This is a genomic window from Brevundimonas sp. S1H14, from assembly GCF_047716865.1.
In the GTDB taxonomy this organism is placed as follows: Bacteria; Pseudomonadota; Alphaproteobacteria; order Caulobacterales; family Caulobacteraceae; genus Brevundimonas; species Brevundimonas naejangsanensis.
In genome coordinates this window covers 2,228,574-2,253,815 of sequence record NZ_CP136679.1, presented here as the reverse complement: position 1 = coordinate 2,253,815, position 25,242 = coordinate 2,228,574, and the positions used below count along the sequence as shown (strand labels likewise).

The window sequence follows — 25,242 nt, the reverse complement described above, 5'->3', positions numbered from 1 at the left end:
CGTTACAGATACGTTATTTGCGTAACGGCGATGACCCGTTAAGCGATAACGCTTGTTGTCGGGGAGACTGCGTCGCGTGTTCAAACGCCACTTTTTCATTATCGGCGCGGCCTGTCTGTTGGGGCTGATGGTCGTCGCAGCGGTCTTCAAGATCGCCTTCAGCGACGGCGGCGCAGGCGATGGCAAGGGTCCGCGCGGGCCCGGCGCCGGACGGGGCCAGGTGGTCGCCGAGGTGGTGGCCCAACGCCGTGAGTTTGCCGATCAGATCCGCGTTCTGGGCGTGGCGCGGGGGCGCCGCTCGGTCAACATCACCTCCAATACGACCCAGTTGGTGACCCAGGTCATGTTCGCCGATGGGCAGGCCGTGGCGGCGGGCACGCCCCTGGTCGAGTTGCAGGCGCGTGAGGAAGACGCGGACCTGATCCGCACCCGCGCCCAGTTGGAGAACGCCCAGCGCGAGTATGACCGCTATCGCATCCTCGCCGAGCGCGGCGTGGCGCCGCGCGTCATGGCCGAGACGGCGGAAACCGCCCTGAAGACGGCGCAGGCCGGCGTGGCGGCGGCTGAGTCCCGTCGCGGCGACCGCATCCTGCGCGCGCCCTTCGCCGGGGTGCTGGGGCTGACCTCGGTGACGCCGGGGACCCTGATCTCGCCGGGTTCGGTCATCACCACTCTGGACGACATCAGCGGCGTGCGCGTCGATTTCCCCCTGCCGGAGCGCTATCTGGGCGTGCTGCCGGTGGGCGCGCCGCTGACGGCGACGACGGACGCCTTCCCCGGAGAAGAGTTCAACGGTCGCATCGCCCTGCTGGACACGCGCGTCAACGAACAGACCCGCGCAATCATCGCCCGCGCTGAATTCCCCAATCCCGGCAACCGTATCCGCCCCGGAATGATGATGCGCGTCGCCGTTCATCAAGGCCGCCGCCAGAGCCTGGCCGTGCCCGAGGCCGCCGTTCAGTACGAAGGGCAGGGCGCCTTCGTCTATCGCATCGCGCGCGGCGAGACGGGCGCAACCGCCCAGCGTGTCGAGGTCCAGACGGGCGCCGTCGAGGGCGGCTATGTCGAGATTGTTTCGGGGCTGGCCAACAACGACCACATCGTCGCTTCGGGCCTGAACCGCATTCAGCCCGGCGCTCCTGTCAGCGTCGAGGGTGAAGCCGCCCAAGGGCGTGCTCCCAGCAAGGGCGGCGCTCGCGCGACGCAGGCGGCTCGCCCATGATGCTGTCCGATGTTTCGGTCCGGCGCCCCGTCTTTGCGGCGGTGGCGGCGATCGTCCTGTGCGTCATCGGCCTGGCGGCCTTCTTCTTCCTGCCGGTGCGCGAACTGCCGGACGTGGACCCGCCGATCGTCTCGGTCAGCACCAGCTACGCGGGCGCCTCGGCTGAGGTGATCGAGAGCCGGATCACCGAGCCGATCGAACAGCAGATCGCCGGGATTCAGGGCGTCAAACGCATCAATTCGACCAGTCGCGACGGCCGATCCAACGTCAACATCGAGTTTTCGCTGGATCGCAATATCGACGACGCCGCCAACGACGTGCGCGACCGCATCTCGCGCGTGCTGGGCCGTCTGCCGGATCAGGCGGATCCGCCCGAAGTGGCCAAGGCCGATTCCGATAGCCAGCCTATCCTGATCATGTTCCTGCGGTCGACCACGATGGACCGTCTGGAACTGACCGACTACGCCCGTCGCTATCTGGTGGACCGCTTCGCCACCGTGCCGGGCGTGGCCCAGGTCAATATCTTCGGCGAGCAGCGCTACGCCATGCGCATCTGGCTGGACGCGGGGGCGATGGCGGCGCGCGGTCTGACCGTCACTGACGTCGAGACCGCTCTCAACAATCAGAACGTCGAACTGCCTGCGGGCTCGCTGGAGTCGGCGCAGAAAGACTATACCGTCCGCGTGGCGCGCAACTACGCCGATCCGGCGGATTTCGCTCAACTGCCGATCGGCACGCGCGGCTCGGCCTCGACCGCCACGGGGGCGCAGGCGTCCGGCACCTTGGGCGCAGCGTCGGCGGCCATGACCAATGGCGTCACCGGCGCCCTGATCGGCAACGCCGCCTATGTCACCCGTCTGGGCGACATCGCCCGGATCGAGGAAGCCCCGGCTGAGGCGCGGCGCCTGTTCCGCGGCAATGGGCTGGACCAGATCGGTCTGGCCGTCACCCGCCAGGCCCAGTCCAACGACCTGGAAATCTCCAAGGGGGCCCGCGCCCTGATGGAGGAGATGCGCCACAGCCTGCCGCCCGGCACGACGCTGGAAGTCGGCTCGGACAACTCGGTCTTCACCTCCCACGCCATTGACGAAGTGTGGGTGACCATCGGCATCTCGATGGCTCTGGTGGCCCTGGTCAACTTCATCTTCCTGGGCAGTCTGCGGGCGGCGATCATTCCGTCGGTGGTGGCTCCGATCTGCCTCCTTGCGACCTTCATCGTCCTGGCGCCACTTGGTTTCTCGTTGAACCTGCTGACCCTGCTGGCCCTGGTGCTGGCGATCGGCCTGGTGGTCGACGACGCCATCGTCGTGGTCGAGAACATTCAGCGCCGTCTGGATCACGGCGAGCCGCCGCTGGTCGCGGCCGAGCGCGGAGCGCGTCAGGTCTTCTTCGCCGTCGTAGCTACGACCGTCGTGCTGTTGTCGGTGTTCGCGCCGCTGCTGTTCCTGCCGGGCTATGTCGGGCGTTTGTTCGTCGAACTGGCGGCCGCTATTGCTGCGGCCGTGGCCTTCTCGGCCTTCCTGGCGCTGAGCCTGTCGCCGATGCTGGCGTCGAAGATTCTGAAGCCGGCGCATACCGGCGGCTGGGTCGCTCGGCGCGTGGATGCAGGCATGGACGCGCTGAAGCGGTCCTACGCCGCGTCTTTGGACGCCCTGCTTGGCCGCCGTGTCGCGGTCGGGGGCGTGGCTGCCCTGATCGTCCTGGTGGCGGCGGGGGCGACCGGCATCTTCCTGCATCTGCCTAATGAACTGGTGCCGAACGAGGACCGGGGCCGCGTGACGCTGCGCATCGCCGGGCCGGAAGGCACGGGCTTTGATTACACGCGCGAGATCATGCTGGGGCTGGAACCGATCCTGGCCGAGTATCGCCAGAATGGCGAGGCGGCTAACTTCATGATCTCGTCGCCGGGCTTCGGCGGTTCGGGCTTCAGTTCGGGCAGCGCGGTCCTGAATCTGGCCGATTGGTCCGAGCGCGATCGTTCGGCGGATCAGATCGCCCAGGAGTTGAACGCCAAGCTGCGCAATCAGACCGGCGCTCAGGTCAACGCCTCGACGCCGGGCGCCTTCCAACGCGGCGGCGGCAACTCCAACTCGATCGAGATGATCGTCACTGGAGCTGAATACAGCGCCATCTACAACTGGCTGCAGCCTATCCTGGCGGCGGCGCAGGAGAACCCAGGCTTCTCGCGTCCGCGTTTGAACTATGAACCGAACGCGCCGCGCCTGCTGGTCGACGTCGATCCGCAGAAGGCGGCGGCGCTAGGCGTGTCGTCACAGCAGATCGGCCGCACGCTGGAGACCATGTTTGGTTCGCGCCGCGCCACGACCTACATCAAGGGCGGCCAGGAATATGACGTCATCCTGCAGACCGACCGCGACAGCCGCCGCGAGGTTTCGGACCTTGAGGCGCTGTATGTCTCGACCGGCACGGCGCAGCTGGTGCCGCTGTCGGCGGTGGTCACGACCAAGACCTCGGGCGACACGCCTGATCGTCGCCGTCTGGATCGCCAGCGCGCCATCACCCTGCAGGCCGACCTGAACCCCGGCACGACCATCGATGACGCTGTTCAGTTCCTGATGACCGAGGCCGCCAAGCAGCCGCAGGGCGTGACCAACATCCGCTGGGGCGGCGCCGCCCGCGACCAGCAGGAGGCAGGCAGCGCTGTGGGCTGGGCCTTCGCCCTGGCTCTGCTGCTGGTCTTCCTGGTGCTGGCGGCCCAGTTCGAGAGCTGGATCACCCCGGCGGTCATCATGCTGACCGTGCCTCTGGCGGCGGCGGGCGGCCTGTTCGGCCTGCTGATGGCGGGCTCCAGCCTGAACATCTACAGCCAGATCGGCCTGATCATCCTGATCGGCGTCGCAGCTAAGAACGGCATTCTGATCGTCGAGTTCGCCAACCAGCTGCGCGATCAGGGGCGAACCATCCGCGAGGCCATCATTGAGTCCTCCAGCTTGCGTCTGCGCCCGATCATCATGACCTCGATCGCCACCGCCTTCGGCGCCTTGCCGCTGGTGCTGTGGCAAGGGGCGGGGGCGGGCAGCCGTCAGACCATCGGCGTGGTGATCTTCACCGGCGCCATGTTCGCCACGGTGCTGACCCTGTTCGTGGTGCCGGTGATCTATGGCGTCTTGGCGCGCTTCACCAAGTCGCCGGAATACACCGCCCGGAAGATCGAGGAATGGGAGGCGCAGGAGAAGCGCGAGGGCCTCGAGCCGGACATGAGCCCGGCGGAATAGAACGCTCTGGTCTTCGAAAATGGTAAGGGCGGCGGACCATATGGCCCGCCGCCCTTTTTGCTTATCTGCCTGTGCCGGCTCACTCGCCCTGCGGCTTGAATCCCGTCTCGACCTTCAGGAAGGCGATGACGTCGCGGCGGTCCGTGGCGTCGGGCAGGCCTGCGAAGCTCATCTTGTTGCCGGGCAGGAAGGTGCGCGGGTTCTGCAGCCAGTGATCCAGCGTCTCGGCGTCCCAGGTGAAGTCCGCCGTGCGCAGGGCGTGGGAATAGCTGTACTTTTCCTTCGCCCCGGCCTTGCTGCCGAAGACGCCATAGAGGTTCGGCCCCGTCATGTTCGGCCCGCCCGGCGTGATGGTGTGGCACGAGCGGCAGCGTGCGAAGGCGCGACGGCCGTTATCGAGGTCTCCCTCGTTATACGGCGCGGGCAGGGCGGCCAGCAGGGCGATCTTTTCGGCTTCGGTGGGCGTCGGCGTCTTGGGTGCTTGCGGCGCGCTGTCGGCGGCGGGCGCGGCGTCGTTCTGGCCGCAGGCCGCCAGCATCAGGACGGCGCTCAGCGCCGCAGCCGGGGCCGCCATGCTGCGGATCGAAGGGAAGGACGAAAGACGGGACATGACGCACTCCTTGGCCAACGGTCATGCTTTACCCCATGAAGGCGCCGTCGCAATGGACAGCTTGTCCAAGGCTCGCGGCGGTCGTCAGCGGCCGGTCGTCAGCTTCACCACGACATGGGCGGTGGTTTCGATGATGGCTTCGGGCGTGTCGGCGCGGCGCATCAGGTCGAAACCGGCGGCGACGGACTCCACCAGGTTCGCCGTCTCATAGGAGGCCAGACGAGGATTCAGGCCTTCGGGGTGCAGGCCGTTGGCGTGCGCCTGGGCGATGCGACGCTCCAGCGCCAGGTGAAGGCGACGCAGACGCCGGATGCGGCTTTCGGCGAAGGCGGGCTCGCCCATGTCGGCCAGCATATGCTCGACGCGAAGCACAGGCCCGTGGTCGTTCCAGAGGTTCAGCACTTCAAGCACATAGGCCCGCGCGGCCTCGAAGGCCCGGTCGCCCGACCAGTCGGCGTGAATGTGGGCCGCCAACCGCTGAAAATCCTCGCCCGCCTCTTCGCACAGCAGTTGCAGGCCTTCCTCGACCGAGGCGAAGTAGGTGTAGAAGGTCGGCGCCGATACGCCCGCGGCCATCGCCACGTCGGCGGAACGGATCTCGCCCAGATGTTTGGTGTTCAGCAGGGCGCGCAGGGCGTCCAGCAGGGCGCGGCGGGTGCGCGCGCCGCGCGTTCGGATCCTGTGACCCAGTTTGTTGGTCGTCTCGGACATGGGGAGGCGGCCGCGAGAGTGGTGCCGGTTGCAGGAATCGAACCCGCGACCTTCGGTTTACAAAACCGCTGCTCTACCAGCTGAGCTAAACCGGCGTGGCCCGCCTTATGCTGGCGGAATCTCTTTGACGCAAGCACACTGATTGAATGCCGTCGCTGCCCTATCTCGCGCCCATCGTCATGCTGGCCCTGTCGAACGTCTTCATGACCTTCGCCTGGTACGGCCATCTGAAATTCGGGGCCAAGCCGCTGTGGATCGTGGTCCTGATCAGCTGGGGCATCGCCTTCTTCGAATACTGGCTGGCCGTACCCGCCAACCGCATCGGCCATCAGGTCTATTCGGCGGCCGAGCTGAAGACCTTGCAGGAGGTGATCACCCTGCTGGTCTTCGCGATCTTCTCGGTGCTCTATCTAGGCGAGAAGCTGACGGTGAACCACCTGATCGGCTTCGCCCTGATCGCCGGCGGGGCCTTCTTCATCTTCAAAGGGCCGCTATAAGAGATGCTCAGTCGAGCGCGGCGGCGATCTTCTCGGCCAGAGTTTTCAGCTGTTCGGCGTCGGCCATCGGGGCGTGGCCGTGGCCCTTCATCGGGCGGTCGGACCAGCGCGGCACGATGTGGAAATGCAGATGGAAGACCGTCTGCCCCCCGGCATCGCCGTTGAACTGCATCAGACTGAGGCCTTCAGGCTTTAGCGCCTTCTCGACGGCGCGGGCGGTGCGCTGCACGGCGGCGGTCAGCCTGGCCAGCGCCTCGGGCTCGATCTCCAGGATGTTGCGGGCGGTCGAGGTCTTGGACACGATCAGGACGTGGCCCTCGGACTGGGGAAACACGTCCATGAAGGCCAGGACGTCGTCGTCCTCCCACACCTTCACGCTGGGCATGTCGCCGCGCAGGATCTTGGCGAAGATGTTGTCCGGGTCATAGGCGCCGTGAAGGCTCATGGAGGTCTCCTTCGGGATAGGGCGGCCAGCCTAGCAGGCGATCCTGATGGACGCACGGAGCGGATCGCCGCGATATGCGCTTATATGGTCAAGGTTCAACCAACGGAGGCGTCATGCTGGGTTTCATCGTTCAGGCCGTGGTCACGGCGATCGGCCTGTGGGCTTCGGCCAAACTGGTGCCGGGGGTGGAGTTCACTTCCAGCGGATCGCTGGTCGCGGCGGCGGTCATTCTGGGCGTGGTCAACGCCTTCGTGCGGCCGCTGATGGTGATCCTGACCCTGCCGCTGACCATCGTCACCTTCGGCCTGTTTCTGCTGGTGGTGAACGCGGCCATGATCGGTCTGACGGCCATGTTCCTGGGCGGCTTCGTCGTCACCGGCCTGTGGGCGGGGATCGGGGCGGCGATCGTCACCGGCGTCGTCAGCTGGATCGCCGGAGCCCTGTTCGGAGGCATGGCTGATCGGGCCTAATAATTTATCCGGGTAATATTGACGGCCTAATATTATCCGGGTAAATCCTGCCTCAACGAGTGAGGACGGATCATGACTCTATGCACGGCCTTTGATGGCCACACGATGATTGCGGCAGGGCCCCTGGCGCAGGTCGCCGCAGCGGCCAAGGCCGCACATGACGCTGGACGGACAGTTCTCGTTTTCAGAGACGAGGACGCCCGGCCGATTGATCTGGATCTGCGCGGAGACCTGCCGGCTGTGCTGGCGCGCCTGCCGCAGGAGCAGACGCAGCCTGAGCCTGAGAAGCGGGGGCCTGAGAAGCGGGGGCCGGGGCGGCCGAAGCTGGGCGTCACGCCGCGTGAAGTGACGCTGTTGCCGCGTCATTGGGACTGGCTGGCGTCTCAGCCCGGCGGGGCGTCGGTGGCCCTGCGCAAGCTGGTCGAAGCCGCCCTGCGCGAGGCCGAGGGGCCTGACCGGATGCGTCGCAGCCGCGAGGCGGCCTATCGCTTCATGACCGCCGTGGCGGGCGACCTGCCGGACTATGAAGAGGCCGTGCGGATGCTGTTCGCAGGCGACTGGACGGCGTTCGACGCTCGAACAGAGACGTGGCCCGTCGGCGTGCGCGACTACGCCCGGCGTCTGGCGGAGCCGGGATGGCGCAACGGGCAGGGACGCTAGCTCCGCCTCGCCTAGCTGGGGCGGACCACCATGCAGGTGACGCGGCGTTCCGACAGAGCCTCGCACGCGGCCTCGGCCGCCTGCTGGGTCATGCCGGTGAAGCGCGAACGATACCAGCCGTTCGCGGTCTGCACGTCACGCTGGGCGTTCGAGAACTGGCTGGAGAAGCGACGGCTGACGTTGTTCAGCCAGTCGCGGGCCACGGCCTCTTCGCGGAAGGCGCCGACCTGGACGGTCCAGCGACCGGCCGGAGCCGGGGCCGGGGCGGCGGCGCGGGCGGGCGGGTTGCGGGTCGTGCGGGCAGGGGGCGTAGGCGCCGCGGCTGATCCGCCGTTCAGCGCGGCGGTCAGGCTTTCGGGCGGGCGGTTCTCGGCGCGGCGGGCCGACGGCGGCGGGGTCACCTCGGTCGGCAGGCTGCGCGGCGGCGGGCCGGAGACGTAGGCCACTTCGGTCGAGGAGCCGACGCCTTCTCCATCCTCGTCGGACAGGGAGGCGTAGGCGACGGGCGCAGGATCGCTGCTGACGCCATAGCCGCGCTGTTCAAAGAAGGCCTGAGCCAGCTGGATGTTCTCTCCCTGACCCCGGCGACGCTGGACCTCGAAGCCGGTGTCCATCAGTTCGGCGACGTGGGCGTTGCGGCTGGCGGTCGAACGCCCGCCCATGACGATGGTGATGATCCGCTTGCCGTCGCGCACCGAAGACGCCGCCAGATTATACCCCGAGGCGTTGGTGAAGCCGGTCTTGATGCCGTCATAGCCGCGCCCGGTGGCCAGCAGGCCGTTGGTGTTGCGGTAGTCGCGGCCCTTGTAGAACCAGTCGTGCAGGCCGAGGTAGCGATAGTATTGCGGATAGTCGCGCATCACCGCGCGGCTGAGGATCGACAGGTCGCGCGCCGTGGTCGCCTGGCGCGTGTCGGGAAGGCCGTTGGCGGTGGTGAAGCGCGTGTGCTCCATTCCCAGCTCGCGAGCCTTTTCCGTCATCATCTGGGTGAAACGGCCTTCGGAGCCGCCGATGTGTTCGGCGATGACCATGGCCATGTCGTTGGCGCTGCGGACGGCGGTGGCGCGCATGGCGTCGTCCAGGCTGATCGTCTGGCCTGCCGCCAGGCCCAGCTTCGACGGCGGCTGAGAGGCCGCACGCGGCGAGACGGTCAGATTGTCGTCCAGTTTGGCCTTGCCCGATTCCAGCGCCTCGAACGTCAGATACAGGGTCATGACCTTGGTGATGGAGGCCGGAAAGCGCCGGGCGTCGGCGAAGCGCGAAAACAGCACCTCGCCGGAGGCGGCGTCCACCACGATGGCGGCGTATCGGCTATCGGTCGATTGGGCTTCCGGCGGGGCGACGCCGACCGTTGGCGTCAGGACAATTCCCCCCAGGACCAGGGCGGCCAGGAAACGACGGCGGAAGATGGCGTTCATGGGCAAGCTACTAGCCTCGTCACTGTGGCGCGAAGACGGCTGCGATCACGCACGTTACAAACGCTAACATCGGCTCGCCCGGTTTCGAGAGGGTTAACGGCGCGTCAACAGACTTGTGATCGAGCGGCTCCGCGTCAGGTGATCAGCGATTATATTGTGCGTTGCACAAATTTCACTTGAAGTCTTTTCGCAGGTGCACCATATCGCCGTTGTCGCGATGGGCTCCGCCTGTCGCATGAAACCTTTCGCTTCAGGAGACTCCCTATGGCTGACGCCGCTGAGACCGTGAAGAAGACCGTTGAACAAACCACCGCCAAGGCCAAGGCCCAGGCAGAATCCATCCAGGCCGCCGGCGCCAAGGTGTTCCGCGAAGGCGTCGACAAGTCCGTCGCCTCGCTGAGCGAGATCAACGCGCACGGCAAGAAGAACCTGGAAGCCGTGGTGGAATCCGCCGCCGCTGCCCAGAAGGGCGCCGAGGCCCTGTCGCAACAGGCTATGGCCTACAGCAAGAAGTCCTGGGAAGACGGCGTCGCCGCCGCCCAGTCGTTCTCGCAGGCCCGCTCGATGCAGGAACTGTTCGAACTGCAGACCAACTGGGCCAAGTCGGCCGCCGAGGCCTATCTGGCCGAGTTCGGCAAGGCGACCGAGACCATGACCGCCTCGGTCAAGGACAGCTTCAAGCCGATCAACGAGCGCGTTTCGGCTGCCGTCGAGCAGTTCCAAGCCGCTCGCTAAGCGCGACCTTCAGGTCCAGAACTTCGGAAGGGCCCCGGTGGAAACGCCGGGGCCTTTTCACGTTCAGGCATCAACTGGGCGTGCGCGAGCGTCTGTGGGGCTGGACGCCTCTACAAATCAGGCCATCATTCCCTATCTGATCCCTCGACACTCCCCGAATACGGACCACGAATGCCTAACAGACGGCCAGGTGAACAGGGCGGAGGCGCAGGCGCCGCCGTCGTCACCGAGACAAAGCCGAAACTTCAGCGCCCCTCGCTCTATCGGGTGCTGATCCTGAATGACGACTACACCCCCATGGAGTTCGTCATCTACGTGCTGGAGCGGTTCTTCCAGAAGAGCCGCGAGGACGCGACCCGCATCATGCTTCACGTGCACCAGCATGGCGTCGGGGTCTGCGGCGTCTTCACCTACGAAGTGGCCGAAACCAAGGTCGCCCAGGTGGTCGAGACGGCGCGACGCCACCAGCACCCCCTGCAATGCACGATGGAAAAGGACTGAGAGGAACCTGCCATGCCTTCGTTTTCCCGTCCTCTCGAAGAGACCCTGCACCGCGCGGTCCACTACGCCAACGAGCGTCGGCACGAATACGCCACGCTTGAACACCTGCTGCTGGCCCTGATCGACGATCCGGACGCCTCGGCCGTGATGACGGCCTGCAACGTCGATCTGGGCGCGCTGAAGGCTGCGCTCGGCTCCTATGTCGACACAGACCTGGCCGCCCTGGCCACGGCCGACGGCGACGACGCCAAGCCGACGGCGGGCTTCCAGCGCGTGATCCAGCGCGCGGTCATCCATGTCCAGTCGTCCGGCCGCGAGGAAGTGACCGGCGCCAACGTCCTGGTCGCCATCTTCTCCGAACGCGAAAGCCACGCCGCCTATTTCCTGCAGGAGCAGGACATGACGCGCTACGACGCGGTCAACTTCATCGCCCACGGCATCGCCAAGAAGGCCGGGGCCAATGAAGCCCGCTCGGTGCGCGGCGCCAGCCCCGAAGAGGCCGAGGACGGCTCGGTCGTCAAACAGGGCGGCGAGGCGCTGGAAGCCTATTGCATCGACCTGAACGAGAAGGCCCGCAACGGCAAGATCGACCCCTTGATCGGGCGTCAGGCCGAGGTCGAGCGCTCGATCCAGATCCTGTGCCGCCGCACCAAGAACAACCCGCTGCTGGTCGGCGACCCCGGCGTCGGCAAGACCGCCATCGCCGAAGGTCTGGCGCGCAAGATCGTCAACGGCGAGGTGCCGGAAGTCCTGAAGGACGCGACGATCTACAGCCTCGACATGGGCTCGCTGCTGGCGGGCACCCGCTATCGCGGCGACTTCGAGGAACGACTGAAACAGGTCGTCAAGGAACTGGAGAGCCACGACAACGCCGTCCTGTTCATCGACGAGATTCACACGGTGATCGGCGCGGGCGCGACCTCGGGCGGGGCGATGGATGCGTCGAACCTGCTGAAGCCTGCCCTGGCGTCCGGCAGCCTGCGCTGCATGGGCTCGACCACCTACAAGGAATATCGCCAGCACTTCGAGAAGGACCGCGCCCTGGTCCGCCGCTTCCAGAAGATCGACGTCAATGAGCCGACGATCGAGGACACGGTGAAGATCCTCAAGGGCCTGAAGACGACCTACGAGACGCACCACAAGCTGCGTTTCACCGACTCGGCCATCCGCACGGCGGTCGATCTGTCGGCGCGCTACATCACCGACCGCAAGCTGCCGGACAAGGCCATCGACGTGATCGACGAGGCGGGGGCGTCGCAGATGCTGCTGCCGGAATCGAAGCGCAAGAAGGTCATCGGCCAGAAGGAGGTCGAGGCCGTCATCGCCAAGATGGCCCGCATCCCGCCCAAGTCGGTGTCGAAGTCGGACACGGAATCCCTGCGTGAGCTGGAGACCGATCTGAAGCGCGCCGTCTTTGGTCAGGAGCAGGCGATTGACCAGGTGTCGTCGGCGATGAAGCTGGCGCGGGCGGGTCTGCGCGACCCGAACAAGCCTATCGGCACCTTCCTGTTCAGCGGTCCGACCGGCGTCGGCAAGACCGAAGTGGCCAAGCAACTCGCGGCCACCCTCGGCATCGAGATGCAGCGCTTCGACATGTCCGAATACATGGAGCGCCACACGGTCAGCCGCCTGATCGGCGCGCCTCCGGGCTATGTCGGCCATGATCAGGGCGGCCTGCTGACCGACGCCGTCGACCAGCACCCGCACTCTGTCGTGTTGCTGGACGAGATCGAGAAGGCGCACCCCGACGTCTACAACATCCTGCTGCAGGTGATGGACAACGGGACGCTGACCGACGCCGTGGGCAAGAAGGTTGATTTCAGGAACGTCATCCTGATCATGACCACCAACGCGGGCGCCGCCGATAACGCGCGCGCGGCCATCGGCTTCGGCCGGGGCAAGGTCGAGGGCGAGGACGAAAAGGCCATCCAGCGCCTGTTCGCGCCTGAGTTCCGCAACCGTCTGGACGCCATCGTGGCCTTCAAGCCGCTGGGCGCCGAGACGATCCGCTCGGTCGTGACCAAGTTCGTGCTGCAGCTGGAAGCCCAGCTGGCGGACCGCAACATCACCATCGAACTGACCGACGAGGCGACCGACTGGCTGGCCAAGAACGGTTTCGACGAACTGTATGGCGCAAGGCCCTTGGCCCGCGTCATTCAGGAGCACATCAAGAAGCCGCTGGCCGACGACATCCTGTTCGGCCGCCTGACCCGCGGCGGCCACGTCAAGGTCGAGCTGAAGGACGGCAAGATCGCCTTCGACATCACCCCGGCCAAGGGCGCAGCGGTGAAGGAGGCTGAAGAAGAGACCGCCTGATTTCGATCAGGCGCAAAGAGAAAGGCCCGGACGTCGCCGTCCGGGCCTTTTTCATATCGGGAGTCGCCGTCTTAGCGCTTGCGGCCCAGGGCGCTGAGCACGGCTGCCGCGCCGGCGATGATGCCGACCGTCAGCAGAGGCTTTTCACGGGCGAAGTCCAGACCCTTGCGAGCGGGCGCGCGCAGGTCGGCCGGGGCCTTGTCGACCATGCCGTCCAGGCCGTCGATGACGCGGCCATAGGCGTTCTTGGCGCGGCCGCCGGCTTCCTTGATGGCGCCGTCGACCTGAAGCTTGCTGTCGCCCGCCAGACGACCCAGGCCGCGCTGGGCCTTGCCTTCAAACTCTTCGACAGCGCCTTCGATACGTTGATTAGCCATTCTTCTTACCTGTTGGGGAGTGAAACTCTCCCTCAAAGCGCGCAGCCAAGGTCGAGGTTCCGGCGTTTTATCAGGTGCGACCGCATGTCAGCGATGGCGATAGGGAGACAGCTCCGCAGTCATGGCGTGCATCTCCGCCTCCACAGCCGGGCGTTCCTGCTCCAGATAGCGGGCGACGGGATCGCGCAGCGCCGGATCGGCGATGAAATGCGCCGAATAGACCGGGGAGGGCAGGTAGCCGCGCGCGATCTTGTGATCCCCCTGCGCCCCCGCCTCGACCCGCGACAGCCCTCGCGCGATGGCGAATTCGATCGCCTGATAATAGCACAGCTCGAAATGCAGGAAGGGCCGGTCGACCAGCGTCCCCCACTGGCGGCCGTATAGGGCGTCCCGTCCGATGAAGTTCAGCGCCCCCGCCACGGGCGTCTCGTCTTCGAACGCCATGACCAGGGCGATGCGGTCGGCCATGCTCGCCCCCACGCGGGCGAAGAAGTCGCGCGTCAGATAGGGCCGCCCCCACTTTCGGTCTCCGGTGTCCATGTAGAAGGCGAAGAAGGCGTCCCAATGCGCCTGTGTGATTGCAACGCCCGTCAGGACGCGGATATCGAGATTGGCCTGCGCCTCGCGCCGCTCGCGCCGGATGGTCTTGCGCCGACTGGAAGACAGGGCGCCGAGGAAGTCGTCGAAGCTCTGATAGCCGTCGTTGCGCCAGATGAACTGGATGTCCCGGCGCGGCAGCAGGCCCGCCTCGATCATGGCGCGCCATTCCGGCTCGGTCGGGAAGTTGACGTGCAGGGACGAGACGCCCAGCCGTTGAGTCAACGTCAGCGCGCCTTGCAGTAGGGCTGACCTGATCGCGTCATCCCGGCCGGAGCGCAGCGTAGAGCCGTGAACTCCAGGGGCACTGACGTCGGCGTCTTGAGCGGCCCCGGATAGCCGCTGCGCGGCTTCCGGGGTGACGGTGGGGCGCGCCAAAAAGCGCGGCCCGGTTGCCGGCGTAAACGGCACAGCCCCCAGCAGCTTGGGATAATAGCGCCCGCCCGCGCGCTGATAGGCGTCGGCCCAGCTGTGATCGAAGACGTATTCGCCCTGGCTGTGGCCCTTCAGATAAAGGGGCATAACGCCGATCACGGCGCCGTCCTCATCGTGCAGTGACAGGTGGCGCGCCGCCCAGCCTTCAGACGGGACGGCGCTGCCGGACGCCTCGCAGGCGTCAAGGAAGTCATAGGAGACGAAGGGATCGCCGGTCGGGGCCGCGCAGGCGTCCCACGCGTCCCGGCCTATCGCGGCGATCCTGTCGTGCACCTGAAGTGTGAAGCCGGACACTTTTACCCTTCTCCCCTCGGGGGAGAAGGTGGCCCGTCAGGGCCGGATGAGGGGGCGGTGTCCGCGCAGGCGGCGGATAAGGGCGAAGCCAGCGTCCCCCTCATCCGAGCGGCTCCGCCGCCCACCTTCTCCCCCGAGGGGAGAAGGCTGACGTTCACAGGTGTCACTTCACCTCGATGACAGCGTCCACTTCGACGGCGAAGCCGAGCGGCAGCTTGTAGACGCCGACGGCCGAGCGCGAGTGCTTGCCGGCGTCGCCGAAGACCTGGACCATCAGGTCCGAGCAGCCGTTGATGACCGCGGGGATGGCCTCGAAGTCCGGTCCGGCCTGAACGAAGCCGCCCAGCTTGACGATGCGGATCACGCGATCCAGGTCGCCGTCGACGGCGGCGTTGATCTGAGCCAGCAGGTTGACGCCGCACAGGCGGGCGGCCTCGGCGGCCTGCTCCGGGGTCACATCCACGCCGACCGTGCCCTTGATGCCGCCCGAGGCGTCATTGGACAGCTGGCCCGAGATGAAGATCTGCTCGCCCGAGCGGACGTAGGAGACATAGCTGGCGACCGGCTTGGCGGGCTCGGGCAGGGTGATGCCGAGTTCAGCGATGCGGGCGTGGATGCTCATGGGGCGACTCCGTATGAAAGGGTGCAGGGGGTTTAGCGCGGCGCGGCGGCCGCGTCATCCGGGGCGTTCGTTGGGACGTTTCAGAGCGCGCCCGGCGACGACAGCGCCTGCCCCAAACTTGTCGCGCAGGGCGTCGATGGCGGTCTCGGTCTTCAGGGCGCGGGCTTCGGCGGTGGCGAACAACCCGGCGGGGACATCCTGGGCGTCGGCGATATCGGCCATGCCGATGCCGATCAATCGATAGGGCACGCCCAGTTCCGGCTTCAGCAGGTCGCGACCGGCGGCGAACAGGGCGCGCGCCGTCTGCACGGGCTCGGCCAGGGTGATGCGGCGGGTGACGATCTTGAAGTCCGTCTTGCGCAGTTTCAGCACCAGGACCCGGCTGGCCACGCCGTCGCGTCGCGCCTTGGCCGCCAGCTTCTCGCACAGGGGCCACAGTTCGGCCTCCAGCGCCTCGGCGGTGGTCAGGTCGTCGTTGAAGGTGGTCTCGGCGCTCATGCCGCGCCGGTCGTGGTCGGGGTTCACCGGGCGGCTGTCGCGGGCGTGGCTGAGGTCGTGCAGCCGCAGGCCCGTCTCGCCATAGCGCCGGACCAGATCCTTCACCTCGGCGGCGGCCAGATCGCCGATGGTGGCGAAACCGTCCGAACGCAGGGTGCGCCCGAACACCGGCCCGACGCCGGGCAGGGTGGTCACGGGGCGCGGGGCCAGCAGGCCTTGCGCCTCGGCCGCGCCGATGACGGAGAAGCCGCGCGGCTTGTCCAGTTCGGACGCGATCTTGGCCAGGAAGCGATTGGGCGCCAGGCCGATGGAGACGCTCAGCCCTGTCTCATCCTCGATCCATTTCTGCAGGCGCGCCAGCTGGAAGGCGGGCGGCCCGCCATTCAGCCGCTCTGTGCCCTTCAGGTCGATCCAGGCCTCGTCCAGCGATAGGGTCTGAACCAGCGGCGTCAGGCGCTGGACGGCGCCGAAGATGCGTGCGCTCTCGGCTTTGTATTTGGTGAAGTCCGGCTTGATGACCACGGCGTCCGGACAGGCCTTCAGCGCCTTGAACATCGGCATGGCCGAGCCGACGCCGTACAGCCGCGCTACATAGCAGGCGGTGGAGACCACGCCGCGCTTGCCGCCGCCGACGATCACGGGCCTGTCGCGCAGTTCGGGTCGGTCGCGCTTTTCGACCGAGGCGTAGAAGGCGTCGCAGTCCAGGTGGGCGATGTGAAGATCGCTCAGTTCGTCGTGGGCGATCACCCGGCGCGAGGCGCACGACGGGCACCGCACGACCTTGCGGTCTCCGGTCCACAGACAGTCGCGGCAAAGGGCCGTGATGGCCAAACAGGAACTCCGTTTCCTCAGCTTCACGTCAACTTAAGACTGACGCCGCCACAGTGCACCCAAGAAGGCGTAACAGCCCGACGCGAAAGCGAATGAACAAGAGGCGCAACGGCCGGGTGGCGGATGTCCAAGAAGATCCTCATCGTCGAGGATAACGAGCTGAACATGAAGCTTTTTCATGATCTGCTCGATTCTCAGGGGTACGAAGTGCTGCAGACCCGCGAAGGGCTGCAGGCGCTGGCGATTGCGCGCGAGCATCGCCCTGATCTGATCCTGATGGATATCCAGCTGCCGGAGATTTCCGGGCTCGAGGTGACCAAATGGCTCAAGGATGATGAAGAGCTGAACCATATACCCGTCATCGCCGTTACAGCCTTCGCCATGAAGGGTGATGAGGAACGGATTCGTCAGGGGGGCTGCGAGGCCTACATCTCCAAGCCGATCTCTGTCATTTCCTTCCTTGAAACGGTGCGAAAGCACCTGGGGTAGGGGATGAGTGCGCGAATTCTGGTGGTCGACGACGTAGAGGCGAATGTCCGTCTGCTCGAAGCCAAGCTGACCCTTGAATACTATGACGCCCTGACCTGCGGCGACGGGACCTCGTGCCTGCGCATCGCCCGGGATGAACAGCCCGACCTGATCCTGCTGGACGTCATGATGCCCGGCATGGACGGGTTCGAGACCTGCCGTAGGCTCAAGGCCGCCGAGGAGACGCGTCATATCCCGGTGGTGCTGGTGACGGCCCTGGACGGGCGTCATGACCGCATCCGGGGACTGGAAGCGGGCGCTGACGACTTCCTGTCCAAGCCGCTGGACGATGTGATCCTGATGGCGCGGGTCAAGAGCCTGACGCGCCTGAAGATGGTCATGGATGAGCTGCGTGAACGCGAGGAAAGCAGCCGCCGTTTGGGCATGGACGCAGGCGGCGTCGGCCGTCTGAAGGGCTCGGGCGGTCGGGTTCTGGTCGTCGACGACAATGAACTTCAAGCCGAGATGATAGCGCGGGAGCTGTCGATCGAGCATCGCCCGATGATTGCGGACACCCTGGCCGACGCTCTGGACGCGGCGCGGGGACCGGTCGATCTGGTCATCGTCAATGTGTCGTCCGAAGGCTTCGACGGCCTGCGCCTGATCGCCCAGTTGCGCTCCAAGGAGATGACGCGACGCATTCCCATACTGGCGCTGATCGACACCCATGATCGGCCGCGTCTGCTGAAGGCGCTGGATCTGGGCGCGCATGACATCCTGGCCCGCCCCGTCGATCCTGAAGAGATGTCGGCGCGGGTCCGCACCCAGGTGAAGCGCAAGCGGTACGGCGACTTCCTGCGCGACAAGCTGGACCATAATCTGGAGATGGCGATCACCGACCCGCTGACGGGTCTGCACAATCGCCGCTACATGACCAGCCAGTTGCAAGCTCTGGTCGCGCGCGCCGCGCGGGGCGGGGACCCGGTGGCGGTGCTGGTGCTGGACATCGACCACTTCAAGGCCGTGAACGACACCTTTGGTCATGACGTCGGCGACGAGGTGCTGCGCGAGTTTTCGGTACGGCTGGCGACCAATGTGCGCGCGGTCGATCTGCCCTGTCGTTTCGGCGGCGAGGAGTTCGTGGTGGTCATGCCGGGCACGACGCTGGAAGACGCCCATCGCATCGCCGAACGTATTCGCCGCGACGTGGGGGCGGCCCCCTTCCGTATCAGCGGAGGCGATGTGCTGGGCGTGACCGTTTCGGTCGGCGTGGCGGCCAGCCTGGGCATGGAGGACACGCCCGAGGCCCTGCTCAAGCGGGCGGACGAGGGCGTCTATGAGGCCAAGGCTCAGGGGCGCAACCGCGTCGTCGCCCGCGCCGCCTGACGCGACGCTTTCCGATAAACGGTCAAAGAAAAACGCCCGGTCCTGCGACCGGGCGTTTCGATTCTTGCAGATTCAAGCGGAGGGCGAGACCCTTACTTGATCTTGCCTTCCTTGAACTCGACGTGCTTGCGGACGACCGGGTCGTACTTCTTGACGACCATCTTCTCGGTCATCGTACGGGCGTTCTTCTTGGTGACGTAGAAGAAGCCGGTGTCGGCGGTGGAGTTCAGGCGGATCTTGATGGAAGCCGGTTTGGCCATCGGAATTAACCTCTGCGACGGCGAAAGCCGCTTGAAATAAGAGGCGCGGAACATACTCAGGACGGGCTCAAAGTCAACGGCTTCGATGTCGCGTTGAGCCTGGCCATACAGACGCTAGTGTTTCGCCATGAAAAAGCCCTGCTTCAAGCCCGCCCACGCCCTGTCCGCCGCCGTTATCGCCGCCGGTCTGGCCCTTTCCGCCTGTTCGTCCGAGCCTGCCGTCCCGGCGGCTGCGACTGCTGAGGCCCCAGCCACGGCGCAGGACGCCTTCTTCGCCAATCTGACCGCCCTGTGCGGCCAGCGATTCGAGGGCAAGGTCGTCACCAACGAGGCCGCCGATTCCGACTTCGCCGGCAAACGCCTGCTGATGCACGTGCGCGACTGTTCGGCGGACGAGATTCGCATCCCCTTCTGGGTCGGCGAAGACCGCTCGCGCACCTGGGTGGTGACGCGCACCGATTCGGGCCTGCGCCTGAAGCACGATCACCGCCAGCCGGACGGCAAGACCGACCCGCTGCACTGGTACGGCGGCGACACGGCGAACGAAGGCACGGCAGAGCGTCAGGAGTTCCCGGTCGATCAGGAATCCATCGACCTGTTCAACGCCAACGACGCCTCGGTCTCGACGACCAACGTCTGGGCGATGGAGGTCCATCTTGACAAGACCTTCACCTATGAACTGCGCCGCCCGAACCGCCACTTCCAGGTTGATTTCGACCTGACGAAGCCGGTCGCCGAATAAGACCTTAAGGCCGCCGCGTCAGTCCTGATAGTCGATGACGTGGCGGCCGCGCACCATGTGCACGAAGGGCAGGGGGCGTTGAGGCGTCTCCAGCCGCTCGGCCACCTCGCCCAGCACGAAGCGGGTGATGGCGGGCAGGTCGAGGTTCTGCGCCTCGTCCAGAGGAATCCAGGCGATCTCGTCCAGTTCGCCCGAGCCTTCGATACGGTCCGGATCGCGCAGAGCCTCGACCGGGGCCATGAAGAAGCGCGCGTCGAAACGGCGCGGTCGGCCCGGCGGGGTGATGGCCCGCGCCACATAGGACAGCACCGACAGATCGGGCAGGGCGCCCGCCTGACGATACTCCCGCCACGGCCCGGCGACTGAGGCGGTGGGCGCCGCTCGGCCCAGGATCAGCCCCGTCTCTTCAAAGGTCTCGCGCACGGCGGCCAGGGCCAGGGCGCGGGCGCGGCGGGCAGGCATTTCCGTCTCCAGCCGGCGCGCAGCGTCGGGCGACAGGGGGCCTTTCGAGGCGGCGGTGAAGTCGGCGCGCTCGATGCGTCCGCCCGGAAACACCCACTTCGAGGCCATGAAGACATGGCCCGGCGCGCGTCGGCCCATCAGCACCTCGGGGCGCTTGGCGTCGCGCGTCAGGATCAGGGTGGCGGCGTCCTTGGGGCGCTGGGCGCCCCCGGTGCGCGGCGCATCGGCGAGGTCCTGGGCTGCGTCGAATGGGGTGGGGGTCATGGCAAAAACTCCTGCCTTCTCCCCGCCGGGGGAGAAGGTGGCTCGCGCAGCGAGACGGATGAGGGGGACGCTTGCCGCGCCCTCAACGTCTGTCGTCCTGCGTGCGGATACAGCCCCCTCATCCGAGCACCTTCGGCGCCCACCTTCTCCCTCGAGGGGAGAAGGGACGTGATATTCCTCACCGCCGCTTGCCCTTTCTGACGCCTTTCAGGCCGCCGGAAGGCTTGGCGCCGTTGCGGGGTTTGGGACCGCCCGGACGGCCCTTGCCGCGCTTGGGAGGGCCGTCGCCGCCTCTTCCGCGCATCCCATAGCGCGGCGCCGGGGCGTTGGGGTCGCGCGGGTCTGGTTCGGACAGCATCTCCAGCACCAGACCGCCGGTGACGGGCGTGGCCTCCATCAACCGCACCTCGACCCGGCGGCCCAGCGGGAAGCGCTTGCCCGACCGCTCGCCGACCAGGGCGTGGGCGCGGTCGTCGTGGGTGAAGTATTCGTCGCCGAGCGTCGAGACCGGGACCAGACCGTCTGCGCCCGTCTCGTCCAGCCGGATGAATAGGCCGAAGCGGGTCACGCCGGTGATCCGTCCGCTGAAGGTCGCGCCGACGTGCTCTTCAAGGAAGGCGGCGATGTAGCGGTCCATGGCGTCGCGCTCGGCCGCCATCGAGCGGCGCTCGGTCTCGGTGACGTGTTCGGCGATGCCGCCCAGTTCGGCGATCTCGCGGTCGGTCAGGCCGTCCGACCCCAGTTTCAGCCCCCGGATCAGCCCGCGATGGACGATCAGGTCCGAATAGCGCCGGATGGGCGAGGTGAAGTGGGCGTAGCGGTCCAGGTGCAGACCGAAGTGGCCTACATTGTCCGGCGAGTAGATGGCCTGCATCTGGGTGCGCAGGACGACTTCGTTGACGACCTCGGCGTGCGGGGTGTCGCGGGTCTCTTCCAGCAGCTTGTTGAAGCGCTTGGTGTTCGGCGCCTCGCCCTTGTTCCACGGCTTGCCGATGGTGTGCAGGAAGTCGGCCAGGTTGAAGATCTTCTCCTGGCTGGGCGTGTCGTGGACGCGATAGATCAGCGGCGTGTGCGTCTTCTCCAGCGTCTCGGCGGCGCAGACGTTGGCCTGGATCATCATTTCTTCGATCAGGCGGTGAGCTTCCAGCGACTTGCGCGGCTCGATACCGGCGATGCCGCCGTCGGGCGACATGATGATGCGGCGCTCGGGGCTTTCGATAGCCAGAGGGCTGCGGCGCTCGCGGCCCTTCAGCATGGTGCGATAGGCGTTCCACAGTGGATAGAGGATCGCCTCCATGATCGGCCCGGTGGCGTCGTCCAGCAGGCCGTCGATGGCCGATTGCGCCTGTTCGTAGGACAGTTTGGCGTGGCTGCGCATCAGGCCGCGCGTGAACTTGTGCCCGGTCTTCCTGCCGTCCTTGTCGAAGACCATGCGCACGGCCATGCAGGCGCGGTTCTCGCCCTGCTTCAGGCTGCACAGGCCGTTGGACAGGACTTCGGGCAGCATCGGCTCGACGCGGTCGGGGAAGTAGGTCGAGTTGCCCTTGGCCCGCGCCTCGCGGTCCAGCGCCGTGTTCGGACGCACATAGGCGGCGACGTCGGCGATGGCGACCCAGACGATCCAGCCGCCCGCATTGGCCGGGTCTTCGTCACGCTCGGCATAGACGGCGTCGTCATGGTCGCGCGCATCGGCGGGATCGATGGTGATGAAGGGGACGTGGCGCAGGTCCTCGCGCCCCTTCAGCGTCGGGACAGCCTGATCCTCGGCCTCGCGTTCCACGGCCTCGGAGAAGCCGGTCGGCACCCCGTGGGCGTGGATGGCGATGATGGAGGCGGCGCGCGGGTCGTCCTCGCGCCCGATGTTCTCAAGAATCTTGCCGCGCTTGGGGCCGTAGCGATGCTCGCCCTTCTCGACTGCGGCCAGAACCAGATCGCCGTCGCGCAGATCGGCAGCCTGTGCCTGCGGGACCAGCAGAACATCCTTGGAGCGCTTGTCGACCGGCTCGACCCGCGTCTCGCGCCCGCCCTTGCGGATGACGCCCAACACGCGGTTGCCGCCGGTGTCCAGCCGTTTGACCAGTCGGGCCTCCCAGCCGTCGACGCCCTGGCTGAACTTGACCAATAGGCGGTCGCCCATGCCGGGCGCGGGGCCGCGACCCTCGCGATCAGGCATCAGGACGGCGCGCGGTGCATCCTCTCCGCCCTTGACCAGTTGGACGTAAAGCTCGCCGTCGGCGTCGCGGTCCACCACGTCGGCGACGCCGACCGGGGGCAGGGCGCCGACCTCGGAAAAGCCCTTGCGGCCGCGTTTGCTGAGACGGCCCTCGGCCTCCAGCTCCTTCAGCATGTCGCGCATCTGGCGCCGCTCGGCGCCCTTAAGGCCGAAGGCGCGCGCGATGTCGGCCTTTTCGGCTTCACCGGCCTCACGAAGGAAGGCGATGAGGGATTCTTTGTCGGGCAGGCCCGCTGCGGGGCGTTTGGGTGTCTTGACCATTGCGCCCTTTCTAACGCGCTTCTCGGCGAAAGGGTGAAAACTTGCAGGAGTTGACCGCGAAGGGGCGGACGCCCAGCTTCACAAGTCACCCGTGCAACGGAGCCTGCTCTCATGTCGATGACCGACGCCCCTGTTCTCAGCCGTCCGGCCAAGAGCCTGCTGGACCTGATCGGCAAGACGCCGATGGTCGAGGTGACTCGGATCGACACCGGCCCCTGCCGCCTTTTCCTGAAGCTGGAGAGCCAGAACCCCGGCGGCTCCATCAAGGACCGTATCGCCCTGTCGATGATCGAGGCGGCGGAGAAGGCGGGCTGGCTGAAACCCGGCGGCACCATCGTCGAGGCGACGGCGGGCAACACCGGCTTGGCCCTGACCCTTGTCGGCAAGCAGAAGGGCTATAAGGTCCTGCTGGTCATCCCCGACAAGATGTCGAAGGAGAAGATCCAGCACCTGCGAGCGATGGGCGCCGATGTGCGCCTGACCCGCTCGGACGTGCCGCATGGCCATCCTGAATATTACACCGACATGGCCGAGCGTCTGGCCCAGCAGATTCCGGGCGGCTATTTCGTCAATCAGTTCGCCAACGACGCCAACTCCGAGGCCCACTTCAAGACGACCGGCCCGGAAATCTTCGAGCAGATGGACGGCGATATCGACGCCTTCGTCGCCGGCATCGGCTCAGGCGGGACGATTACCGGCAACGCGCGCTACTTCAAGGCGCAGGGCTCCAAGGCCAAGATCATTCTGGCTGACCCGGTGGGATCGGCGCTGGCGGGACTGATCAATGAGGGCGTCGCTGGGCCGGACGGCAGCTATACGGTCGAGGGCATCGGCCAGAACTTCATGCCTGAGACGACCGATCCAGATCTGATCGACGTCGCCTATTCCATCCCCGACGCCGAGGCGATCGCCACGGTGCGCGAGCTGTTGTTGAAGGAAGGCATTCTGGCGGGGTCATCCTCGGGCACCCTGATCGCCACGGCCCTGCGCTGGTGCCGCGAGCAGACCGAGCCGAAGCGGGTCGTGACCTTCGTCTGCGACACCGGCGCCAAATATCTGTCCAAGGTCTACAACGACGCCTGGCTGGCCGATCAGGGGCTGGCGGAGCGCGAATTGCACGGCGACCTGTCGGACCTGATCAACCGCAAATACGCCGCCGGCGACGTGGTGGTGATCGGGCCGGAAGATACGCTGGACACCGCCTTCAAGCGGATGCGCGGCGACGGGCTGTCGCAGCTGCCGGTCATTCAGGACGGCCGTCTGGTCGGCATTCTGGACGAAAGCGACATCGTCCACATCATGAACACCGACGACATCACCCGTCAGGAACGCTTCGCCAAGCCGGTCGCCTCGGCCATGACGCGCGATCTGGACACGCTGCAGGTGACGGAATCGCTGGACGCCCTGATCCCGGTCTTTGACCGCGACCGCGTGGCCATCGTGCTGGACGGCGAGAGCTTCGTCGGCCTGATCACCCGCACCGACCTGATCAACCACCTCAGCCTGAACCGGTAAGCCCATGTCTGAACTGAAGAACCGCCAGGGCTTCTCGACCCGCGCCATCCATGCGGGCCAGCGGCCGGACCCGACCACGGGCGCGGTGATGACGCCGATCTACGCCACCTCGACCTATGCGCAGGAAAGCCCCGGCGTGAACAAGGGCTATGAATACGCCCGCGGCAAGAACCCGACGCGCGAGGCGTTCGAGGCCTGCATCGCCGATCTGGAGGGCGGGGTTCAGGCCTTCGGCTTCGGCTCGGGCATGGCGGCGACCTCGACGGCGCTGGAGCTGCTGGACGCCGGGTCGCACATCATCACCGGCGACGATCTTTATGGCGGCTCATGGCGGCTGTTCGAGCGGGTGCGGCGCCGGTCGATGGGGCTGGACTTCAGCTATGTGGACCTGACCGACCTGGCGGCTGTCGAGGCCGCGATCACCGACAAGACGCGGATGCTGTGGGTGGAGACACCGACCAACCCGCTGATGAAACTGGCCGACATCGAGGCCCTGTCGAAGATCGCCAAGGCGAACAAGCTGATCCTGGTGGTCGACAACACCTTCGCCACGCCGTGGAGCCAGCAGCCGCTGACGCTGGGCGCCGACGTGGTCATGCACTCGGCGACCAAATATCTGAACGGCCACTCCGACATCGTCGGCGGGGTTCTGGTGGCCAAGGACGCCGAGATGGCGGCTCAGCTGAAGTTCCTGCAGAACTCGGTGGGCGGGATCATGGGACCGTTCGACGCCTTCCTGGCCAACCGAGGCCTGAAGACGTTGGGTCTGCGGATGAAGGCGCACAATGAGAACGCCCTGGCCGTGGCGCGTTGGCTGGAAGACCGAAAGGGCGTCGCCAAGGTGCTGTATCCGGGTCTGGTCAGCCACCCGCAGCACGAACTGGCTGCGCGCCAGATGAACGGCCGCTTCGGCGGCATGGTCACCATGCTGATCGACGGCGACCTGGAGCGGACCAAGCGGGTGCTGGAACGGGTGCAGGTCTTCACCCTGGCGGAATCGCTGGGCGGCGTCGAAAGTCTGGTGAACCACCCGGCCATCATGACCCACGCATCCGTGCCGAAAGAGGTGCGCGAGGCGGGCGGCGTCACCGACAATCTGATCCGCCTGTCGGTCGGCGTCGAGGACATCGACGACCTGATCGCCGACCTGGATCAGGCTATCGGCTGAGGCTGATT

24 protein-coding genes and 1 tRNA gene are annotated in these 25,242 nt (G+C 66.4%); 13 read left to right on the top strand and 12 right to left on the bottom strand.

Annotated features, from left to right (window positions below):
• Positions 1 to 76: 76 nt before the first annotated feature.
• Positions 77 to 1,222 carry an efflux RND transporter periplasmic adaptor subunit gene (locus tag RSD66_RS11040; protein ID WP_415287769.1) on the top strand — a complete coding sequence of 382 codons (1,146 nt, stop codon included), beginning with the start codon at positions 77 to 79 and terminating at the stop codon, positions 1,220 to 1,222.
• Positions 1,222 to 4,458: an efflux RND transporter permease subunit gene (locus RSD66_RS11035; protein ID WP_346523638.1), complete on the top strand. Its 3,237-nt coding sequence runs from the start codon at positions 1,222 to 1,224 to the stop codon at positions 4,456 to 4,458. Before RSD66_RS11040 ends, RSD66_RS11035 begins: the two co-directional genes overlap by 1 nt.
• Positions 4,459 to 4,537: 79 nt before the next feature.
• Here the strand turns inward: RSD66_RS11035 and RSD66_RS11030 are convergent, their stop codons facing one another.
• From RSD66_RS11030 to RSD66_RS11020, 3 genes are all read right to left on the bottom strand, one after another.
• Complete coding sequence (locus RSD66_RS11030; RefSeq protein WP_119412451.1) at positions 4,538 to 5,068, bottom strand: c-type cytochrome; 531 nt, start codon at positions 5,066 to 5,068, stop codon at positions 4,538 to 4,540.
• 84 nt (positions 5,069 to 5,152) lie between these two features.
• A complete protein-coding gene (locus RSD66_RS11025) occupies positions 5,153 to 5,779 on the bottom strand; it encodes a TetR/AcrR family transcriptional regulator (protein ID WP_024353970.1) in 627 nt (208 codons plus the stop codon).
• A 19-nt stretch (positions 5,780 to 5,798) separates the two neighbouring features.
• A tRNA-Thr gene (locus RSD66_RS11020) sits at positions 5,799 to 5,874 on the bottom strand.
• Positions 5,875 to 5,925: 51 nt separating this feature from the next.
• On the opposite strand from RSD66_RS11020, the gene RSD66_RS11015 reads away from it, so the two are divergent.
• Complete coding sequence (locus RSD66_RS11015) at positions 5,926 to 6,276, top strand: DMT family protein (protein ID WP_415287766.1); 351 nt, start codon at positions 5,926 to 5,928, stop codon at positions 6,274 to 6,276.
• Positions 6,277 to 6,283: 7 nt separating this feature from the next.
• Here RSD66_RS11015 and RSD66_RS11010 read toward each other — a convergent pair whose 3' ends face one another.
• The gene (locus RSD66_RS11010) at positions 6,284 to 6,721 is read right to left on the bottom strand and encodes an HIT family protein (RefSeq protein ID WP_119412321.1); all 438 of its coding nucleotides are present in this window, start codon (positions 6,719 to 6,721) and stop codon (positions 6,284 to 6,286) included.
• Between the two features lie 113 nt (positions 6,722 to 6,834).
• On the opposite strand from RSD66_RS11010, the gene RSD66_RS11005 reads away from it, so the two are divergent.
• Positions 6,835 to 7,191 (top strand): phage holin family protein, encoded by a 357-nt coding sequence (locus RSD66_RS11005; RefSeq protein WP_415287765.1) that lies wholly within the window; start codon positions 6,835 to 6,837, stop codon positions 7,189 to 7,191.
• A 72-nt stretch (positions 7,192 to 7,263) separates the two neighbouring features.
• A complete protein-coding gene (locus tag RSD66_RS11000) occupies positions 7,264 to 7,851 on the top strand; it encodes a DUF2239 family protein (protein WP_415287764.1) in 588 nt (195 codons plus the stop codon).
• A gap of 11 nt (positions 7,852 to 7,862) precedes the next feature.
• On the opposite strand, the gene RSD66_RS10995 is transcribed toward RSD66_RS11000, so the two are convergent.
• Positions 7,863 to 9,269 (bottom strand): D-alanyl-D-alanine carboxypeptidase, encoded by a 1,407-nt coding sequence (locus RSD66_RS10995; protein ID WP_415287762.1) that lies wholly within the window; start codon positions 9,267 to 9,269, stop codon positions 7,863 to 7,865.
• 264 nt (positions 9,270 to 9,533) lie between these two features.
• Between RSD66_RS10995 and RSD66_RS10990 the strand changes: the two genes are divergently transcribed.
• The 3 genes from RSD66_RS10990 (at position 9,534) to clpA (ending at position 12,821) form a co-directional block, all read left to right on the top strand.
• Positions 9,534 to 10,004, top strand: a complete 471-nt coding sequence (locus RSD66_RS10990; protein ID WP_415287761.1) for a phasin family protein — start codon at positions 9,534 to 9,536, stop codon at positions 10,002 to 10,004.
• A gap of 171 nt (positions 10,005 to 10,175) precedes the next feature.
• Positions 10,176 to 10,505 (top strand): ATP-dependent Clp protease adapter ClpS, encoded by a 330-nt coding sequence (gene clpS, locus RSD66_RS10985; RefSeq protein ID WP_003164443.1) that lies wholly within the window; start codon positions 10,176 to 10,178, stop codon positions 10,503 to 10,505.
• 12 nt (positions 10,506 to 10,517) lie between these two features.
• Complete coding sequence (clpA, locus tag RSD66_RS10980; protein ID WP_415287759.1) at positions 10,518 to 12,821, top strand: ATP-dependent Clp protease ATP-binding subunit ClpA; 2,304 nt, start codon at positions 10,518 to 10,520, stop codon at positions 12,819 to 12,821.
• A 71-nt stretch (positions 12,822 to 12,892) separates the two neighbouring features.
• On the opposite strand, the gene RSD66_RS10975 is transcribed toward clpA, so the two are convergent.
• The 4 genes from RSD66_RS10975 to RSD66_RS10960 all read right to left on the bottom strand — a co-directional run bounded on the left by RSD66_RS10975 (position 12,893) and on the right by RSD66_RS10960 (position 16,475).
• Positions 12,893 to 13,198 carry a CsbD family protein gene (locus tag RSD66_RS10975; protein WP_024353977.1) on the bottom strand — a complete coding sequence of 102 codons (306 nt, stop codon included), beginning with the start codon at positions 13,196 to 13,198 and terminating at the stop codon, positions 12,893 to 12,895.
• A gap of 87 nt (positions 13,199 to 13,285) precedes the next feature.
• Positions 13,286 to 14,524 carry a GNAT family N-acetyltransferase gene (locus tag RSD66_RS10970; RefSeq protein WP_415287757.1) on the bottom strand — a complete coding sequence of 413 codons (1,239 nt, stop codon included), beginning with the start codon at positions 14,522 to 14,524 and terminating at the stop codon, positions 13,286 to 13,288.
• A 163-nt stretch (positions 14,525 to 14,687) separates the two neighbouring features.
• Complete coding sequence (locus RSD66_RS10965; protein ID WP_415287756.1) at positions 14,688 to 15,146, bottom strand: RidA family protein; 459 nt, start codon at positions 15,144 to 15,146, stop codon at positions 14,688 to 14,690.
• Between the two features lie 54 nt (positions 15,147 to 15,200).
• Complete coding sequence (locus RSD66_RS10960; RefSeq protein WP_415287754.1) at positions 15,201 to 16,475, bottom strand: DNA polymerase IV; 1,275 nt, start codon at positions 16,473 to 16,475, stop codon at positions 15,201 to 15,203.
• A 123-nt stretch (positions 16,476 to 16,598) separates the two neighbouring features.
• Between RSD66_RS10960 and RSD66_RS10955 the strand changes: the two genes are divergently transcribed.
• Together RSD66_RS10955 and RSD66_RS10950 are read left to right on the top strand one after the other, a co-directional pair.
• Positions 16,599 to 16,964: a response regulator gene (locus RSD66_RS10955; protein WP_003167338.1), complete on the top strand. Its 366-nt coding sequence runs from the start codon at positions 16,599 to 16,601 to the stop codon at positions 16,962 to 16,964.
• 3 nt (positions 16,965 to 16,967) lie between these two features.
• The gene (locus RSD66_RS10950) at positions 16,968 to 18,329 is read left to right on the top strand and encodes a PleD family two-component system response regulator (RefSeq protein WP_024353981.1); all 1,362 of its coding nucleotides are present in this window, start codon (positions 16,968 to 16,970) and stop codon (positions 18,327 to 18,329) included.
• Between the two features lie 92 nt (positions 18,330 to 18,421).
• Here the strand turns inward: RSD66_RS10950 and rpmG are convergent, their stop codons facing one another.
• Entirely contained in the window at positions 18,422 to 18,589 is a 168-nt protein-coding gene (gene rpmG, locus RSD66_RS10945) for a 50S ribosomal protein L33 (RefSeq protein WP_003164451.1), read from the bottom strand.
• Between the two features lie 127 nt (positions 18,590 to 18,716).
• Here rpmG and RSD66_RS10940 point away from each other — a divergent pair, with 127 nt between their 5' ends.
• Positions 18,717 to 19,331 (top strand): hypothetical protein, encoded by a 615-nt coding sequence (locus tag RSD66_RS10940; protein WP_415287751.1) that lies wholly within the window; start codon positions 18,717 to 18,719, stop codon positions 19,329 to 19,331.
• Positions 19,332 to 19,349: 18 nt separating this feature from the next.
• Here the strand turns inward: RSD66_RS10940 and RSD66_RS10935 are convergent, their stop codons facing one another.
• Both RSD66_RS10935 and rnr read right to left on the bottom strand, forming a co-directional pair.
• Positions 19,350 to 20,057: an NUDIX hydrolase gene (locus RSD66_RS10935; protein WP_415287749.1), complete on the bottom strand. Its 708-nt coding sequence runs from the start codon at positions 20,055 to 20,057 to the stop codon at positions 19,350 to 19,352.
• 178 nt (positions 20,058 to 20,235) lie between these two features.
• Positions 20,236 to 22,551, bottom strand: coding sequence for a ribonuclease R (rnr, locus tag RSD66_RS10930; RefSeq protein ID WP_415287748.1), 2,316 nt, complete (start codon positions 22,549 to 22,551; stop codon positions 20,236 to 20,238).
• A 111-nt stretch (positions 22,552 to 22,662) separates the two neighbouring features.
• On the opposite strand from rnr, the gene RSD66_RS10925 reads away from it, so the two are divergent.
• Together RSD66_RS10925 and RSD66_RS10920 are read left to right on the top strand one after the other, a co-directional pair.
• Positions 22,663 to 24,066, top strand: coding sequence for a pyridoxal-phosphate dependent enzyme (locus RSD66_RS10925; RefSeq protein WP_415287747.1), 1,404 nt, complete (start codon positions 22,663 to 22,665; stop codon positions 24,064 to 24,066).
• Positions 24,067 to 24,070: 4 nt separating this feature from the next.
• Entirely contained in the window at positions 24,071 to 25,234 is a 1,164-nt protein-coding gene (locus tag RSD66_RS10920) for a cystathionine gamma-synthase (protein ID WP_415287745.1), read from the top strand.
• Positions 25,235 to 25,242: the final 8 nt, after the last annotated feature.

Excerpts from the sequence above, each read along its gene's own strand:
- RSD66_RS11035 (WP_346523638.1), top strand. The coding sequence starts at position 1,222 with ATGCTGTCCGATGTTTCGGTCCGGCGCCCCGTCTTTGCGGCGGTGGCG.
- RSD66_RS11030 (WP_119412451.1), bottom strand. The coding sequence starts at position 5,068 with ATGTCCCGTCTTTCGTCCTTCCCTTCGATCCGCAGCATGGCGGCCCCG.
- RSD66_RS11025 (WP_024353970.1), bottom strand. The coding sequence starts at position 5,779 with ATGTCCGAGACGACCAACAAACTGGGTCACAGGATCCGAACGCGCGGC.
- RSD66_RS11015 (WP_415287766.1), top strand. The coding sequence starts at position 5,926 with ATGCCGTCGCTGCCCTATCTCGCGCCCATCGTCATGCTGGCCCTGTCG.
- RSD66_RS11010 (WP_119412321.1), bottom strand. The coding sequence starts at position 6,721 with ATGAGCCTTCACGGCGCCTATGACCCGGACAACATCTTCGCCAAGATC.
- RSD66_RS11005 (WP_415287765.1), top strand. The coding sequence starts at position 6,835 with ATGCTGGGTTTCATCGTTCAGGCCGTGGTCACGGCGATCGGCCTGTGG.
- RSD66_RS11000 (WP_415287764.1), top strand. The coding sequence starts at position 7,264 with ATGACTCTATGCACGGCCTTTGATGGCCACACGATGATTGCGGCAGGG.
- RSD66_RS10995 (WP_415287762.1), bottom strand. The coding sequence starts at position 9,269 with ATGAACGCCATCTTCCGCCGTCGTTTCCTGGCCGCCCTGGTCCTGGGG.
- RSD66_RS10990 (WP_415287761.1), top strand. The coding sequence starts at position 9,534 with ATGGCTGACGCCGCTGAGACCGTGAAGAAGACCGTTGAACAAACCACC.
- clpS (WP_003164443.1), top strand. The coding sequence starts at position 10,176 with ATGCCTAACAGACGGCCAGGTGAACAGGGCGGAGGCGCAGGCGCCGCC.
- clpA (WP_415287759.1), top strand. The coding sequence starts at position 10,518 with ATGCCTTCGTTTTCCCGTCCTCTCGAAGAGACCCTGCACCGCGCGGTC.
- RSD66_RS10975 (WP_024353977.1), bottom strand. The coding sequence starts at position 13,198 with ATGGCTAATCAACGTATCGAAGGCGCTGTCGAAGAGTTTGAAGGCAAG.
- RSD66_RS10965 (WP_415287756.1), bottom strand. The coding sequence starts at position 15,146 with ATGAGCATCCACGCCCGCATCGCTGAACTCGGCATCACCCTGCCCGAG.
- RSD66_RS10955 (WP_003167338.1), top strand. The coding sequence starts at position 16,599 with ATGTCCAAGAAGATCCTCATCGTCGAGGATAACGAGCTGAACATGAAG.
- RSD66_RS10950 (WP_024353981.1), top strand. The coding sequence starts at position 16,968 with ATGAGTGCGCGAATTCTGGTGGTCGACGACGTAGAGGCGAATGTCCGT.
- rpmG (WP_003164451.1), bottom strand. The coding sequence starts at position 18,589 with ATGGCCAAACCGGCTTCCATCAAGATCCGCCTGAACTCCACCGCCGAC.
- RSD66_RS10940 (WP_415287751.1), top strand. The coding sequence starts at position 18,717 with ATGAAAAAGCCCTGCTTCAAGCCCGCCCACGCCCTGTCCGCCGCCGTT.
- RSD66_RS10935 (WP_415287749.1), bottom strand. The coding sequence starts at position 20,057 with ATGACCCCCACCCCATTCGACGCAGCCCAGGACCTCGCCGATGCGCCG.
- rnr (WP_415287748.1), bottom strand. The coding sequence starts at position 22,551 with ATGGTCAAGACACCCAAACGCCCCGCAGCGGGCCTGCCCGACAAAGAA.
- RSD66_RS10925 (WP_415287747.1), top strand. The coding sequence starts at position 22,663 with ATGTCGATGACCGACGCCCCTGTTCTCAGCCGTCCGGCCAAGAGCCTG.
- RSD66_RS10920 (WP_415287745.1), top strand. The coding sequence starts at position 24,071 with ATGTCTGAACTGAAGAACCGCCAGGGCTTCTCGACCCGCGCCATCCAT.